Source organism: Idiomarina sp. UBA4520 (assembly GCF_002388365.1).
Taxonomy (GTDB): domain Bacteria; phylum Pseudomonadota; class Gammaproteobacteria; order Enterobacterales; family Alteromonadaceae; genus Idiomarina; species Idiomarina zobellii.
The window spans coordinates 133,880-148,916 of the sequence record NZ_DGMK01000002.1 but is presented as its reverse complement, the minus strand read 5'-3'; the positions used below and the strand labels follow the sequence as shown (position 1 = coordinate 148,916).

The window sequence follows — 15,037 nt, the reverse complement described above, 5'->3', positions numbered from 1 at the left end:
TTTACAAAAGTATCATTATGAAAAAATCTGCATTTTTTATTGCGCCGCTGGCGCTTGCTATAGCCGCCTGCGGTCAACAAACAACGACAGAGAGTACCGAAACCACGGCTCCGAAAAGCTACCAATTGGTTGAAGGAAAAGAGCAAAGACTCGACATTTACACCCCTTATTCATTGACCAGCGACTTATCACACTTGTCCAGCGACCAGAAGAAGATGGTCAGTTTGCTTATTGATGCATCGAAAATAATGGATGAGCTGTTCTGGCAGCAAGCTTTCCCGGGCAGCAAAGACGAGCTGCTGGCTAAAGTTGAAAAGCGGGCTAAAGAATTCACAGTGATTAACTATGGCCCGTGGGATCGCCTTAACAACAACCAACCCTTTTTAACCGGCTTTGACGATAAGCCTGAAGGCGCTAACTTCTACCCGGAAGATATGACCAAAACCGAGTTTGAAAATGCAGAGCTTGCTGACAAAGACAGCCTTTATACATTATTGCGTCGTGATGAAAACGGCGACTTAATGACGCTTCCTTACTCTGAAGCGTTTAATGATTCACTGGCTGAAGCGGCCGAGTTACTGCGTCAAGCCGCTGAGCTTGCGGAAAGCGAAGACTTTGCCAAGTATTTGCGCCTGCGCGCCGATGCGTTTTTGAGCAATGAGTATCAGCCGTCGGATATGGCCTGGATGGACATGACCGACAACGATGTTGATGTGGTTATTGGCCCTATCGAAAACTACGAAGACCATTTGTACGGCTACAAAACCGCGTTTGAGTCTTACGTATTGATTAAAGACAAAGCATGGAGCGAGCGCTTAGCGAAATACGCTGAGTATCTGCCTGAATTGCAACGTGGCCTGCCAGTTGAAGACGCTTATAAAGCAGAAATGCCGGGCGCCAATGCCCAGTTGAACGCTTACGATGCAGTTTACTATGCCGGTCACTCGAATGCGGGCAGCAAAACTATTGCGATAAACCTGCCGAATGACGAAGAAGTTCAGCTGGAAAAAGGCACTCGCCGCTTACAGCTGAAAAATGCCATGCAGGCTAAGTTCGATAAAATTCTGGTGCCTATTGCTGAGCAGCTAATTGTACCGGAGCAGCGCGAGAACATTACATTTAATGCGTTCTTCGCCAATACCATGTTCCATGAAGTGGCCCACGGCCTGGGTATTAAAAACACCCTGAATGATAAAGGCACCGTGCGTTCGGCATTGAAAGAACACGCTTCAGCACTGGAAGAAGGTAAAGCCGATATTCTGGGGCTTTACATGGTGACTCAGCTGTTTGAACAAGGCGTTTTAGCTGAAGGTGAACTGGAAGACTATTACACCACCTTTATGGCCAGTATTTTCCGTTCAGTGCGCTTTGGTGCATCCAGTGCCCACGGCAAAGCCAACATGATTCGTTTCAACTACTTTGCCGATGCAGGTGCCTTCAAGCGCAATGAAAAAGGCCAATACGCCATTGATATGGACAAAATGCGTGCCGCCATGAATAGCTTGTCTCGTAAAATCCTGACCCTGCAAGGCGACGGTGACTACAACGGTGTGGCTGAACTGGTTGCAACCTTAGGCGTTGTCAGCCCACAGCTAAAAGCCGACCTCGACAAACTCGCCGACGCCGGCATCCCGGTTGACGTCACCTTCAAACAAGGCAAAGACGTACTGGGCCTATAGAGTGGGTGGAGGGATTGAACCACGAGCGCTGAGGTTTCAGGAGCTACTGCGGAGGACGCCCGTGAATACATCCCTGTAGGGCTTGTGCAGCGCCATCCATGGCGCTGCACACCTCCTCAGTAGCTCCCGAAACCATTGGGCGCACTCATGGTCCATTCCCCCACACGACCAATGGTAGATAGGGCCGGTTGCTCACTTGTAAGCGTTACGAGTGTTGAACCTCCTGTGGCGGAGTGTCGAAGGCCAAGGATGGCCTTCGTCAAGCGTTCATGGATGAACTCGTAGCGTCTCCGCCACAGGAGGTTCAATGCTCAAGCGAAACAAGTGACAACCGGCCCTCCTCCCAGCTTGGCTATTGCGCAGTCAATATATTCGGTATAACATATATATGGGCTATCGAATATATGGTATTACCTGATGACGAAGGTTTTGTTTCTGTGTACGGCGAATTCTGCGCGGTCTTTGATGGCGGAGGCTATTTTTCGGCAGTTTGCTGATGATGACTTTGAGGTTGCCAGTGCGGGTACTGAGCCGACACAACCTGAACCGGGAGCTTTAGCGGCATTAGAGCACTTGGGTGTTGAAACGGATGGGCTGCATTCAAAAGCGCTTGCTGATATTGATCTCAATAGCTTTGATTACGTGATAAGCCTGTGTGATCGGGCTCGCACTGAGTGCCAAGCTTTGTGCGGTGATCAGCACTTCATTGCCTGGGACTTCCCCGACCCGGTGGCCAGTAAAAAAGCGGATGCTTTTAAGAAAACGGCGCATGAATTAAGCGAGCGTATAAAGATGCTGTTGCTTATTTTACGCAAGAAAAGTGACCGTCCGCAGCTGTTTGATGCACCTCATGAGTTCTTCAAAATTATGGCTGACCCCCTGCGCTTGAAAATGATTCTAATGCTGCAACACCATGGTGAATTATGTGTTTGCCAGTTTGTGGACGCGACTGGTATGTCACAGCCAAAAGTGTCGCGGCATTTGGCGCAACTGCGCGAATACGGCTTATTAGCCGACCGTAAAGATCAGCGCTGGGTGTACTATCGAATAAACCCGGCCCTACAAGACTGGATGGCGACTATGATTAAAACCACGGCGGCTTATCACGCGTCGCTAATTCCCCAACAAGTTAAGGATGTCGATAATGGGTGTGTTTGAACGGTACTTATCGGTTTGGGTCGCTCTGGCGATTATTGCCGGTACCTTACTGGGTAACTTGTTCCCACCAGTTTTCGAAGTGCTGTCAGGTATTGAGTTTGCGCAGGTTAACCTGATTATCGCGGTGTTGATATGGCTGATGATTTACCCGGTCATGGTGCAGGTAAACTTCGAGTCTATTACACAAATTGCTAAAGAGCCTAAGGGGCTTATTCTAACCATCGTTATTAACTGGCTGGTAAAACCCTTCACCATGGCGCTGGTTGGCTGGCTGTTTTTCAAAGGTGTATTTGCTGACTTCATTCAGCCAGAAACTGCTAACGAGTACTTGGCCGGAGTCATTCTACTCGGTGTTGCGCCGTGTACGGCTATGGTTTTTATCTGGAGTCAGCTGACCAAAGGCGATGCCAGCTATACGCTGGTACAGGTGTCGGTCAACGACGTCATTATGATTTTTGCCTTCGCCCCCATAGCCGCGCTGCTGCTGGGGATCACCGATATTATTGTGCCCTGGCAAACCTTGCTGTTAAGTGTTGGGCTATACGTCGTGGCACCGCTTATTGCCGGACTGTTAACGCGCCAGCGGCTAAAGAGCAAAGCAACATCGCGACAGCATAATGTCGACTCTGCGCTGCAAGCCTTTGATGCACGCATGAAGCCCTGGTCCATTGTCGGCTTACTGCTAACCGTAGTGCTGCTGTTTGGCTTTCAGGCAGAGGTGTTACTGACGCGTCCCTTAGACATTGCCATGATAGCAACCCCGTTGCTAATTCAAACTTACGGCATTTTTGCTATCACTTTTATTATCGCGTTGCTGATTAAGTTGCCTTATAGAATTGCGGCTCCGGCCTGCTTGATTGGTACCTCAAACTTTTTCGAACTAGCAGTGGCTGTGGCTATCAGTCTATTTGGCCTGCAATCCGGCGCCGCACTAGCCACGGTTGTTGGTGTACTGGTAGAAGTACCGGTGATGCTCTCTTTAGTCTGGTTCGCGAATAAGACGAAACACTGGTTTAAATCATGAATGCTAAAACCCTTTAGATATAGAAGGGGGAGTTTGTTGTCTTGTAAGCGTTATGAGTGTTGAAGCTCCTGTGGTGGAGTGTCGAAGGCCAAGGATGGCCTTCGTCAAGCGTTCATGGATGAACTCGTAGCGTCTCCGCCACAGGAGGTTCAATGCTCAAGCGAAACAAGACAGTAAACTCCCCCAAAGCCCTATAACGGGCAGATAAAAGATACATAAGGAGTCTTTTATGACGATTAAGGTTGGAATTAATGGTTTGGGTCGTATTGGCCGTTTAGCGTTACGTGCGGCGTGGGACAATCCTGAGCTGCAGGTTGTTCAGGTGAATGACCCAGGCGCTGATGCGGCAACCTTTGCGCATTTGCTGAATTTTGACTCGGTGCACGGTCGCTGGGGGTATGAAGCTGAAGGTCTGGACGACGCCATTCAAATTGGTGGGAAACGCATTGCTTTCACTCAGCACAAAACCATTGCTGACAACGACTGGAGTGGTTGTGATGTGGTTTTAGAAGCTTCCGGCAAAATGAAAACCGTAAAGGTTCTGAATGATTACCTGTCACAAGGCGTAAAACGAGTTGTCGTATCGGCTCCGGTCAAAGAGCCCGGCGCTTTGAATATTGTGATGGGCGTTAATGACCACCTTTATGATCCTGAAAAACATCAGATAGTCACAGCCGCGTCCTGCACCACTAATTGTCTGGCTCCGGTAGTCAAAGTTCTGCAGGACAAAATTGGTATTAAACACGCGTCTATCACTACTATTCACGATTTGACCAACACGCAAAGCATTCTGGACGCGCCGCACAAAGACTTACGCCGTGCCCGTGCCTGCGGCATGAGCTTAATTCCGACATCCACCGGCTCGGCAACGGCCATTGTGGAGATTTTCCCTGAACTGAAAGACAAAATTGACGGTCACGCTGTCCGCGTACCCCTTGCCAATGCGTCCCTAACCGACTGTGTGTTTGAAGTCGAAAAAGCTACTTCGGTGGAAGAAATTAATGGCTGGATGAAAGAAGCCGCTGCAGGTGACCTTAAGGGCATTCTGGGTTATGAAGAGCGCCCGTTAGTGTCGATAGATTACAAAACTGACCCGCGCTCAAGCATTGTGGATGCGCTATCCACCAAGGTCATTAACGGCACGCACGTTAAGATCTATGCCTGGTATGACAATGAATGGGGTTATGCCAACCGCGCGGTTGAGCTGGTCGAAAAGGTCGGCTAATGCTGAGTCAGCTGTCGCCGGCAATACGCCAATATTTAATTGTTACCGGTAATTACTGGGCCTTTACCCTGACTGACGGCGCGCTGCGCATGCTGGTGGTGCTGCACTTCCACCAGTTGGGTTACAGTGCGTTGGAAGTGGCTATGTTATTCCTGTTCTACGAGTTTTTCGGCATAGTCACTAACTTATTTGGTGGTTGGCTGGGCGCTCGCTGGGGACTCAACAGGACCATGAATATTGGCCTCGGCATACAGATTGTGGCACTGGTCATGCTGCTGGTGCCCAGTTCTATGCTTACTGTTATTTGGGTAATGGCGGCTCAGGCGCTGTCTGGTATTGCCAAAGATCTCAATAAAATGAGTGCCAAAAGCACCATTAAGCTTTTGGTGCCGGACGACAAACAAGCTCAGCTTTATAAGTGGGTGGCTATACTCACTGGTTCAAAAAACACCTTAAAGGGCGTTGGATTTTTCCTGGGTGGCTTGTTGCTGACGTTAATTGGCTTCCAGGGGGCAGTGCTGTCCATGGCAATTATGCTCAGCGTAGTTTGGGTCGGTAGCTTAATCTTCCTGAAAAAAGAATCCGGCAAAGCTAAGTTCAAACCTAAGTTTAAGGATATTTTATCTAAAAGCAGACCTATCAATATTCTATCGGGCGCGCGCTTTTTACTTTTTGGTGCACGCGATGTTTGGTTTGTGGTGGCCTTACCGGTGTTCTTAGCCAGCCAGCTGAACTGGAACCACTGGCAGGTGGGCAGTTTTTTGGCCTTGTGGGTTATTGGCTACGGGTTTGTGCAAAGCATTGCGCCTAAATTCACGAGAAATGGTGATAACGTACCAAAAACTCAGGCGGTAGTATGGAATGCGTTACTGACGCTGAGTCCACTTGCGTTAACCCTGGCGCTTTGGCAACAATTGCCGGTTGCCCAAAGCATTATTATTGGCTTAGGCCTATTCGGCATTCTGTTTGCCATTAATTCATCGTTGCACAGTTACCTGATTGTTTCATACTCACGCGCCGACGGTGTGTCTTTAGACGTTGGTTTTTACTACATGGCGAATGCGGCTGGGCGTCTGCTGGGCACCATTTTATCGGGTTGGGTGTATCAACAATGGGGGGTGGTTGCTTGCCTAATGATATCAACGCTGCTATTGCTATTATCCACGGCTGCAATTAGCTTTTTGCCCGGGCGGGAGCAGCATCGCGTCTGATATGTCAGGCTACGCCGATGTGGAAAGCACTTGTAGTTGGCACATTTTATGCTAAAATTCGCGCTCTTTTTTTGACCAGCCTCAAACCATAAGGAGCCACCTACGTGCTGACGCGTATTACGCCACCCTAACCGTCACTTCCCTGTCACAGGTGCGCAGTAGGCTGTTCACTGCTTTTCTGGCCATTCCGGCCACTTATTACTTTATTGTGTTTAAAAATTTGGTGTCATTTAACTATGTTGAAGTCTATCCAGCAGAACTGGTTTTCTAATATACGTGGTGATTTGCTCTCAGGTATTGTCGTTGCTCTAGCGCTAATTCCTGAAGCTATCGCATTCTCTATCATTGCCGGTGTTGATCCGAAAATAGGCTTGTACGCGTCGTTCTGTATTGCGGTTGTTATCGCATTTACCGGCGGGCGTCCGGGGATGATATCTGCCGCAACAGGCGCTATGGCGCTGCTTATGGTCACCCTGGTCAAAGACCACGGGCTTGAGTACCTGCTAGCCGCCACTCTGTTGACCGGTGTGCTGCAAATAATTGCAGGTTATCTCAAGTTAGGGGACCTCATGCGCTTTGTCTCGCGCTCGGTGGTGACAGGCTTTGTGAATGCCCTGGCTATTTTGATATTTATGGCACAACTGCCCGAGCTGACCAATGTCACCTGGCATGTGTATGCAATGACGGCGGCTGGCCTGGCTATTATTTACGGCTTCCCTTACATTCCGGTTATCGGAAAAATTTTACCGTCTCCGTTGGTTTGTATTGTTTCTTTAACCATTGTTGCCGTGTTCTTAGGCTTAGACATTCGCACCGTTGGTGATATGGGCGAACTGCCGGATGCCCTGCCGATATTCTTATGGCCTGACGTTCCATTAAACTTCGAAACATTAGCAATCATTTTCCCATACTCTGCGGCACTTGCCGTTGTCGGTATTCTCGAGTCACTAATGACAGCAACCATTGTTGACGACTTAACCGACACGTCCAGCGACAAAAACCGTGAATGTAAAGGTCAGGGTATTGCCAATATAGGCTCTGGATTACTCGGCGGTATGGCGGGTTGCGCCATGATTGGTCAGTCGATTATTAATGTAAAATCAGGTGGTCGTACGCGCTTATCCACACTGGTTGCGGGTATCTTCCTGCTCATTATGGTTTTGGTATTGGACAGTATTTTAATACAAATACCCATGGCTGCTTTAGTTGCTGTCATGATCATGGTCTCCATTGGTACCTTTAGCTGGAGCTCTATCCGAGATTTAAAGAAGCATCCGCTATCGACCAATATCGTTATGGTGAGCACCGTTGCTGTCGTTGTCGCAACGCACAACCTGGCGTTAGGTGTATTAGTCGGCGTATTGCTTGCCGCTATGTTCTTTGCCAATAAAATCGGGCACTATCTGTACATTAAGTCAGACATCGATGCCGACGGCATAAAGCGCACCTACCGTGTTATTGGACAGGTGTTTTTCAGCTCGTCTGAGAAGTTTCTTGCCGCATTTGACTTTAAAGAAGGTGTCGAACGGGTTGTTATTGATGTCAGTGATGCCCATTTCTGGGATATCACCGCCGTTGAAGCACTCGACCGCGCTGTGGTTAAATTCCGTCGTGAAGGTGCTGATGTCGAAGTAATTGGGCTGAACGAAGCCAGTGCCACCATCGTGGATCGCTTTGGTGTTCATGACAAACCGGAAGCGGTTGATAAATTAATGGGCGGCCACTAAAAAGGAATTCGATGATGAAACATGTTGTTGCTTGTATTGATGGATCTGCCTCGACGCAATCGGTTTGCGATTACGCCAGCTGGGCAGCGCTGCGACTGGAAACGCCACTGACGCTTTTCCACGTACTGGACGAAGCGCGTTATCCGACTGAAACGGATATGACGGGCAATATTGGTTTAGGTAGTCGTGAGGCATTACTGGAACAGCTTGCAGAACTCGACCAACAACGCAGTAAGTTAGCGCTTGAGCAAGGGCACCATATGCTGGAAAGCGCGAAAGCTCGCGCTTTGGAAGATGGTGTCGAACAGGTCAATCTGCGCCAGCGTCATGGTGACTTAGCCGAGTCGCTGCATGAAATTGAAGACTCTATGCGTCTGTTGGTTATGGGGTTACACGGCGAGGACACAACTCGTACTAACCGTGTAGGGAGTCAGCTGGAAACCGTGGTAAGAACCATGAACCGCCCTATTCTGGTGGCGCCTGAAGAGTTTACTGAACCGAAAAGCGTTATGTTAGCTTACGATGGCAGTGACTCTTCACGAAAAGGTATACGCTTGCTGGCTGAAAGCCCTATATTCCGAGGTTTACCGCTGCATTTAGTCATGGTTGGCGCTGACACCAACGACAACCATGCCTCAATTGAGTCGGCCGCGAACCACCTGCGAGAGCTTGGCCACGATGTACGCTTTGAAATACGCTCCGGCGAGGTTGAGCCAACGCTGCACGCGTATCAGAATGAGCACAATATTGACGTGTTGGTTATGGGCGCCTACGGTCATTCCCGCATTCGTCAATTCCTGGTCGGCAGTACCACCACCAGTATTTTACAAACAACCAACTCGGCTTTGCTGTTGTTGCGTTAATTGCTTTTTAAGAGGAAAGAAGATGGTCCCAGACTGGGAAGAGTTAGAACTGGATGATCGCTTAATTGGCGTTCTTAAAGCGGCCGATTTAAACAAGCCGGCCAAGGTTCAACAATTAAGTATTCCACAAGCGCTCGACGGTCGGGACTTGTTAGTTAGCGCGCCAACAGGTACCGGCAAAACGCTGGCCTTTTTATTGCCCGCGCTGCAGCATTTGCTGGATTTTCCTCGTAAACAACCGGGACCGGCGCGCATTTTGGTGTTAGCGCCGACGCGTGAGTTAGCCGAGCAAATACACCAGCAAGCCTCACTGTTTTCTGAGGCAACGGGTTTGTCGTCAGTGGTTGTCACTGGTGGTATCAATTATGGCAGTCAACTGTCTCAGTTGGAGAAAAGCCACGACATTGTGGTCGCGACGCCAGGTCGTCTGATGGATTTACTGGAAGCCGAACAATACAACTTAGAAAGCGTTGAGTGGCTGGTTATTGATGAAGCCGACCGAATGCTGGACATGGGTTTCGCCGCTACGGTAAAAGAAATGGCCTTGCAGGCGCGACACAGACAGCAGTCGTTGTTGTTCTCAGCAACTCTGGGTAGCTCTGGGGTTATTAAGTTTTCTAAAGAACTGCTGGAAGAGCCCGAGTACATTGACGTGCAACCACCCAAGCGCGAGCGCGGTAAAATTGTTCAGTGGGTTCATTTGGCTGACACCGATGAGCACAAGCGTAAGCTTTTAGTCTCAGCGCTAAAAGACTTTGACGGTCGACAGTTTGTGTTTGTGCGTACTCGTGAGCGGGTTGAAATAGTCGCCAATTTCCTACGCAGTGAATTTACTGATACGCGTAAAATTGTCACGCTAAGAGGCGACATGCCTCAGAACGAACGTCAGCAAATTATTAATACGCTGAAGGAAAACCAGAACATCACGCTAGTTGCGACCGATGTCGCTGCCCGCGGACTGGATATTGATGACATTGCCCTAGTGGTTAATTACGACTTACCCAAACAAGCGGACGTCTACGTGCACCGTATTGGCCGCACCGCTCGTGGTGGGCAAAAAGGTACGGCAATTTCCTTAGTCGAAGCTCATGATGCTCTATTGCTTGGCAAAATTGAGCGCTATTTAGATGCACAGCTCGACAGACGTGTTATTGAGGGGCTTCGTCCTCAATACAAATTCCCGTCGACGAAAAAATCTAAGCCGAAGAAGAAAGCGAAGAAAGATACGAAAGGGAAAAAGTCAGTTAAACCGAAAAAACCTAAAAAGTCGCGTTAAGAACGCGACTTTTTTAATACATGGTGTAAGCCAAAGTAAGCAATAACACCGCAAGCGTCGGCTATCCAGTCGTAGACATCGGCACCGCGTCCCGGAGCATAACTTTGTGCGACCTCGATAGCCAAGCCGTAAAAAGCTAAAAATAACAGCGATAACCGTGCAGACAAGGCAAAAGCCTTATGAAAAGTCATCGCTAACACAAAAAATATTCCAAAATGAACCGCTTTATCTAAGTACGGTATACTTTGTGCGCCAGTTGTTGGAAATTGCCATAAAAATAAAACCGTTGTTACGGTCAACAGCAGAAAAAACAGCACTCTTGCCAGCATAAATACGTCTCTTTAGTCAGGCTTATAAACAGATACGTTGTTAAAGCCATTTTCGTGCAATAACAGCGCCTGCATGCGGCTCATAACTCCCTGATCACAATAGAGTAAGTAATCGCAACTCTGGTCTAATTCAGGAAACTTAGAGGCCAATTTAAAAAACGGAATTTCAATGACTTCTGCACTGACGTTTAATGGTGCAGCTTCAATTTCATCGTCGTTACGAATATCTATGATGACACTCTGTTTAGTGAGTTCCGCTGTAGTGTCCGGCATTTTCAATTCATTTTCAGTTTGCTCGGCAATATCCTGCATACTCAACACATTCGATGCGCGCACGACCTGCTCTAACAAATCCTGGTTCAACTTCGCTTCTTCCGCCTCGATAACTTCAGGTACCGCTTTCACCGTCGGTTTATTTGAAATAACCCCACAATATTCAGGAATTGACTTAGCTAACGGCTCGGTGCCTATTTTCTTCGCTTCGTCGACAATTTCCTGTTTGTCTTTGGTAATTAGCGGGCGTAGCACCAGTGCCGGTGTCGCCTGATCAATGACGCGTAAATTTGACAATGTCTGGCTCGACACCTGACCTATAGCCTCACCGGTGACTAAAGCCTGGGCTTTTACATAGTGCGCAACCCGGGCAGCCGCTCTTAGCATTTGACGTTTTAGTACAACCCCCATTTGGCCATTATCGACATTCGTTAAAATGTCATCGACAATAGGTGCAAAGTCGACACTAATAAACTTAATAGGGTGCGATGAGCTGTATTTTTTCCAAAGGAAATAGGCAATTTGACGCACCGCCACTTCGTGAGCGTCGCCCCCTAAGTTGAAAAAGCAGAAATGAGTACGTGCGCCTCGGCGAATAAACTCATAACTGGCAACGCCCGAATCAAAGCCGCCACTGAGCAAGGACAGCACCGTTTCCTGCGTTGGAATAGGAAAGCCGCCCAGGCCGTCGATACGTTCACCAATTAAATGAACCACCTGATTGGTAATTTGCAACTGAACTTCTTCGTCAGGTCGGGTTAACTGAACACGGGAGTTTTCAGCGTGTTTCAGTAGATAGCCGCCAATGTAGCGTTCAAGTTGCTGTGAGTTAAACTCGTGTTTACCCTGCCGCTTTACACGCACCGCAAAGCTTTTACCTTGCAGCCGCTTATTCCAATGCTCACCCACTAAATCAGTAATGTCGTCAAAGGTCGTTAACGGCTGTTCGATAACTTCCGCAAACCATGAAATGCCCGGAGTATGCCTAAGCGTTTCACGTATGGCGGCACGCGCATCATTGCTGTCGGTATCTGCCGCTACTTCAATGCGATCCCAAAGCCATTTCACATAAATGGACGGATGTATCGGCGCCAAAATTTTGCGCAAGTTATTGGTTAACACCTTACCGTGGCGTTTTCTGACGGATGCGCTTTTGATGGTAATTTCGGCGTGCAGACGAACAACAAACTTCATAGCAATATCATTAGACGTTGGGGGAAAGTCGGCAATTATACGTGTCCTAAGCGCCAGAAACCAGCGCTTAGTCTATAACGTCAACCTGCTGTTCAGACTCTGCCGCTTTACCCTGCATCACCGATATTTCAACACGGCGGTTACGGCGGCGGTTCTCTTCAGAGTTGTTAGGCACCAGTGGTTTGGTGTCTGAATACCCCATAACCACCATACGATCTTCGCTAAAGTCTTCAACTTTAAGTATTTCTTCGGCAACTGCTACGGCTCGTTTGCTGGAAAGGTCCCAACGCGAGGAGTAAATTTCTGACACCACTTGCTCGTTATCACTGTGTCCTGAAATGGTGATTTCGCCCGGGATTTCTTTAAGTGCTGTTGCTACTTGTTGAATAATCGGACGGAACTGTGGCTGCAAAAACGCCGACCCTTCCGGGAATGACCCCTGCTCACGAATACGAATAATGATTTGCTGACCATGCTGCTCTAATTCAATGGTACCTGCTTTAATTTCATTTTCGAGCTGCCGTTCAATGCGCCGCATAAGCTCTTTAGATACCTGAGTCATGGCTTCGGTGTTTTCTGATTCCGCCTGCTTTTCGTCTTCCTGACTGTCCGCTTCCTGACCGCCACGCTCGGTTTGCTGACCGCCGGCAAAATCGGACTGACCTTCCTGGAACTCCAGCATTTGCTGGGTCATTTCAACGGTTTGCTGCTGAATGGTTTCTATAGGTGTTGGTTCAGGACGCCCCGGACGGAACTCCTGAGCAATAACGCTAGTGCCTTTCGGAATGTCTTTCACTTCAATTTTATTCTGCACACCAAGTGCGTACTTCATTGAACCCGCTATTTGCTTAAACTTCAGCACGTCCATTTCTGAGAACGCCAACAGCAAGACGAAGAAGCACATTAACAGTGTCATCAGGTCGGCGAACGTTGCCATCCACATGGGAAGTCCCTGTGGTGGACAGTCGCACTCTTCTTCTTCGTCTCTTACTGTTTCAGAGGCCATTATTACTCTTCCTCGTCCCCATCGCCGATACGCTTCGACTCAGCCAGGTAATTACGCAGAATACCTTCAATAACGCGCGGGTTCTGACCGTCCTGAATACCCAAAATAGCATCCAGAACCAGCTGCTGATTCAGCTTTTCCTGCTCGGCACGCAGTATTAGCTTGTTAGCAATTGGAATAGCAATAACGTTAGCCAGAAACGCACCATACAGCGTTGTCAGCAAGGCAACAGCCATTGCCGGACCAATGGCTTTAGGGTCATCCATGTTGGACAGCATAGCCACTAGGCCAATCAACGTACCTATCATACCCATGGCTGGTGCTACATCACTGAGAATTTTAAAGACTCGAGCGCCCTCTTCATGACGCGCAAAGCTCATTTTTATGTCTTTCGAAAGAGTTGTTCTGACAACTTCTGCGTCGTGGCCGTCGACCAGCATGTCGACACCTTTACGGAAGAATTTATTGGGGATTTCGGCTTCTTCCAGTGCTAAAAAACCACCTTTACGGGCAGCATCAGCCATTTCAACCGCAGTGTCGATAAGCTCTTGCGGGTGTTCAATTTTGAAAAAGAAGGCTTTTACGACAACCTTGCCGGTGCCCAGGAACTGGCTAAGCGAGAAGTTTGCGAGCGTAATGAACAGGGAGCCACCAAAAACAATAAAAAATGAGCGAGTATCAAGAAATAGCCCAATGTCTCCCCCTAAAACCATCGCCACAACCACGAAGCCAATGGCGCCGATGATTCCTATGAGCGTTGCAATATCCACTCAGTTCTCCTCCCCAATTCTCGTTTTGCCATTCCAGCTACGCTCCATTCTTAAACAATAGCGCTGCTCTGACAAGCATCTTCTTGTTATGTTACACAGGAATAATGAGATCATCGGCTGACATTCGGGATTCTTTATCGGATAATTAGCCCTAACACACAACAATTGCGCAAGAAGCATTATGTCAGAACAACAAAAAGCCCCGTCGTTTGAGCAGGCATTAGAAGAGCTTGAGTCATTGGTTAATGAGCTTGAGCACGGTGAACTGCCACTGGAAAAGTCGCTGGAAAAGTTTGAGAAGGCCATTCAACTGGCTCGCACCAGTCAACAACAGCTGCAACAGGCTGAGCAAAAAGTGACGACACTCATGGCTGCTCAGGAAGGCTCTGCCGATAATGATGACGGAGAAGTGATGTGAGCATTAATGCGTTAACGGCTGATGTGCGCGAGCAAGTCGACGCATTTTTAAAACAGCAGCTGGCGCGTCACTCTATTAATGAAACGCTTAGGCGGGCGATGGAGCATGGCGTGCTACTGGGCGGCAAGCGTGTCCGTCCTTACTTACTAATGACTATTGCCGAAATTTGCCGTGGCGATAAACAAGCCGCGTTGACGGCTGCCGGTGCTATTGAATTAATTCATGCGTATTCACTGATTCATGACGACCTGCCCGCCATGGACAACGATGAACTCAGGCGCGGCCAACCGACCTGCCATATTGCCTTTGATGAAGCGACCGCTATTTTAGCGGGCGATGCTCTGCAAACTTTGGCCTTCGAATTATTGTCAGAATGGCCGTTAGGTGGGTTGAAGGCAGAGCGTCAGTTGTCTATGGTGAATGCATTGGCTCGTGCGAGTGGCAGTGCGGGTATGTGCGCCGGTCAGGCAATTGACTTACAAGCCACCGGTCAACAGGTAAACGAACACGAACTTGAACACATGCACCGACATAAAACCGGTGCTTTAATTGAAGCTGCGGCAACAATAGGCGTGCTGTGTGGTGAAGAGGAAGCACTAAAATGGCAGCCTCATTTTGAAGAGTTTGCGACCCATTTGGGGCTCGCATTTCAGGTTCAGGATGATATTCTCGACGTTATTGGCAACACAGAGCTACTGGGCAAACCGCAGGGCTCGGACACAGCGGCAGACAAGTCGACTTATGTTCAGCTATTAGGCGTCGAAGGTGCTCAAAAATACTTAAGCTCGTTGCATGAGAAAGCACTACTGTCACTCGCCGATATCCCTTACAATACGGCAAAACTCGAACAATTTTCTGACGTCCTGCTGAAGCGGGATCACTGA

14 protein-coding genes are annotated in these 15,037 nt (G+C 48.6%); 10 read left to right on the top strand and 4 right to left on the bottom strand.

Going from position 1 to position 15,037, the window contains the following annotated elements; genetic code table 11:
* Positions 1-17 precede the first annotated feature (17 nt).
* From B3850_RS01020 to srmB, 8 genes are all read left to right on the top strand, one after another.
* The gene (locus B3850_RS01020; protein ID WP_286875234.1) at positions 18-1,679 is read left to right on the top strand and encodes a dipeptidyl-peptidase 3 family protein; all 1,662 of its coding nucleotides are present in this window, start codon (positions 18-20) and stop codon (positions 1,677-1,679) included.
* A 417-nt stretch (positions 1,680-2,096) separates the two neighbouring features.
* Positions 2,097-2,837: a metalloregulator ArsR/SmtB family transcription factor gene (locus tag B3850_RS01015; protein ID WP_286875232.1), complete on the top strand. Its 741-nt coding sequence runs from the start codon at positions 2,097-2,099 to the stop codon at positions 2,835-2,837.
* On the top strand, positions 2,824-3,861 hold the full coding sequence (arsB, locus tag B3850_RS01010) for an ACR3 family arsenite efflux transporter (RefSeq protein ID WP_286911248.1): 1,038 nt from the start codon (positions 2,824-2,826) through the stop codon (positions 3,859-3,861). Before B3850_RS01015 ends, arsB begins: the two co-directional genes overlap by 14 nt.
* Positions 3,862-4,090: 229 nt before the next feature.
* A complete protein-coding gene (locus tag B3850_RS01005) occupies positions 4,091-5,086 on the top strand; it encodes an ArsJ-associated glyceraldehyde-3-phosphate dehydrogenase (protein ID WP_286875227.1) in 996 nt (331 codons plus the stop codon).
* Positions 5,086-6,297, top strand: a complete 1,212-nt coding sequence (arsJ, locus tag B3850_RS01000; RefSeq protein ID WP_286911246.1) for an organoarsenical effux MFS transporter ArsJ — start codon at positions 5,086-5,088, stop codon at positions 6,295-6,297. The genes B3850_RS01005 and arsJ overlap by 1 nt, the downstream gene beginning before the upstream one ends.
* 236 nt (positions 6,298-6,533) lie before the next feature.
* Positions 6,534-8,024: a SulP family inorganic anion transporter gene (locus B3850_RS00995; RefSeq protein WP_286911245.1), complete on the top strand. Its 1,491-nt coding sequence runs from the start codon at positions 6,534-6,536 to the stop codon at positions 8,022-8,024.
* Positions 8,025-8,038: 14 nt separating this feature from the next.
* Positions 8,039-8,887 carry a universal stress protein gene (locus B3850_RS00990; protein ID WP_286875274.1) on the top strand — a complete coding sequence of 283 codons (849 nt, stop codon included), beginning with the start codon at positions 8,039-8,041 and terminating at the stop codon, positions 8,885-8,887.
* Positions 8,888-8,909: 22 nt separating this feature from the next.
* Positions 8,910-10,163 carry an ATP-dependent RNA helicase SrmB gene (gene srmB, locus B3850_RS00985; protein ID WP_286911243.1) on the top strand — a complete coding sequence of 418 codons (1,254 nt, stop codon included), beginning with the start codon at positions 8,910-8,912 and terminating at the stop codon, positions 10,161-10,163.
* Here srmB and B3850_RS00980 read toward each other — a convergent pair.
* The 4 genes from B3850_RS00980 to pomA all read right to left on the bottom strand — a co-directional run bounded on the left by B3850_RS00980 (position 10,160) and on the right by pomA (position 13,735).
* Entirely contained in the window at positions 10,160-10,492 is a 333-nt protein-coding gene (locus B3850_RS00980) for a VanZ family protein (RefSeq protein WP_286873499.1), read from the bottom strand. The two genes, srmB and B3850_RS00980, sit on opposite strands and share 4 nt — an antisense overlap.
* A gap of 12 nt (positions 10,493-10,504) precedes the next feature.
* Positions 10,505-11,959 (bottom strand): tRNA uracil 4-sulfurtransferase ThiI, encoded by a 1,455-nt coding sequence (gene thiI / locus B3850_RS00975; protein ID WP_286873502.1) that lies wholly within the window; start codon positions 11,957-11,959, stop codon positions 10,505-10,507.
* A 67-nt stretch (positions 11,960-12,026) separates the two neighbouring features.
* A complete protein-coding gene (locus B3850_RS00970; RefSeq protein ID WP_286911242.1) occupies positions 12,027-12,965 on the bottom strand; it encodes a flagellar motor protein MotB in 939 nt (312 codons plus the stop codon).
* Between the two features lie 2 nt (positions 12,966-12,967).
* A complete protein-coding gene (gene pomA, locus B3850_RS00965; RefSeq protein WP_126752415.1) occupies positions 12,968-13,735 on the bottom strand; it encodes a flagellar motor protein PomA in 768 nt (255 codons plus the stop codon).
* 181 nt (positions 13,736-13,916) lie between these two features.
* Between pomA and B3850_RS00960 the strand changes: the two genes are divergently transcribed.
* Together B3850_RS00960 and B3850_RS00955 are read left to right on the top strand one after the other, a co-directional pair.
* Positions 13,917-14,153 (top strand): exodeoxyribonuclease VII small subunit, encoded by a 237-nt coding sequence (locus B3850_RS00960; protein WP_058576199.1) that lies wholly within the window; start codon positions 13,917-13,919, stop codon positions 14,151-14,153.
* Positions 14,150-15,037 (top strand): farnesyl diphosphate synthase, encoded by an 888-nt coding sequence (locus tag B3850_RS00955; protein ID WP_286873514.1) that lies wholly within the window; start codon positions 14,150-14,152, stop codon positions 15,035-15,037. Before B3850_RS00960 ends, B3850_RS00955 begins: the two co-directional genes overlap by 4 nt.

Excerpts from the sequence above, each read along its gene's own strand:
- B3850_RS01020 (WP_286875234.1), top strand. The coding sequence starts at position 18 with ATGAAAAAATCTGCATTTTTTATTGCGCCGCTGGCGCTTGCTATAGCC.
- B3850_RS01015 (WP_286875232.1), top strand. The coding sequence starts at position 2,097 with ATGACGAAGGTTTTGTTTCTGTGTACGGCGAATTCTGCGCGGTCTTTG.
- arsB (WP_286911248.1), top strand. The coding sequence starts at position 2,824 with ATGGGTGTGTTTGAACGGTACTTATCGGTTTGGGTCGCTCTGGCGATT.
- B3850_RS01005 (WP_286875227.1), top strand. The coding sequence starts at position 4,091 with ATGACGATTAAGGTTGGAATTAATGGTTTGGGTCGTATTGGCCGTTTA.
- arsJ (WP_286911246.1), top strand. The coding sequence starts at position 5,086 with ATGCTGAGTCAGCTGTCGCCGGCAATACGCCAATATTTAATTGTTACC.
- B3850_RS00995 (WP_286911245.1), top strand. The coding sequence starts at position 6,534 with ATGTTGAAGTCTATCCAGCAGAACTGGTTTTCTAATATACGTGGTGAT.
- B3850_RS00990 (WP_286875274.1), top strand. The coding sequence starts at position 8,039 with ATGAAACATGTTGTTGCTTGTATTGATGGATCTGCCTCGACGCAATCG.
- srmB (WP_286911243.1), top strand. The coding sequence starts at position 8,910 with ATGGTCCCAGACTGGGAAGAGTTAGAACTGGATGATCGCTTAATTGGC.
- B3850_RS00980 (WP_286873499.1), bottom strand. The coding sequence starts at position 10,492 with ATGCTGGCAAGAGTGCTGTTTTTTCTGCTGTTGACCGTAACAACGGTT.
- thiI (WP_286873502.1), bottom strand. The coding sequence starts at position 11,959 with ATGAAGTTTGTTGTTCGTCTGCACGCCGAAATTACCATCAAAAGCGCA.
- B3850_RS00970 (WP_286911242.1), bottom strand. The coding sequence starts at position 12,965 with ATGGCCTCTGAAACAGTAAGAGACGAAGAAGAAGAGTGCGACTGTCCA.
- B3850_RS00960 (WP_058576199.1), top strand. The coding sequence starts at position 13,917 with ATGTCAGAACAACAAAAAGCCCCGTCGTTTGAGCAGGCATTAGAAGAG.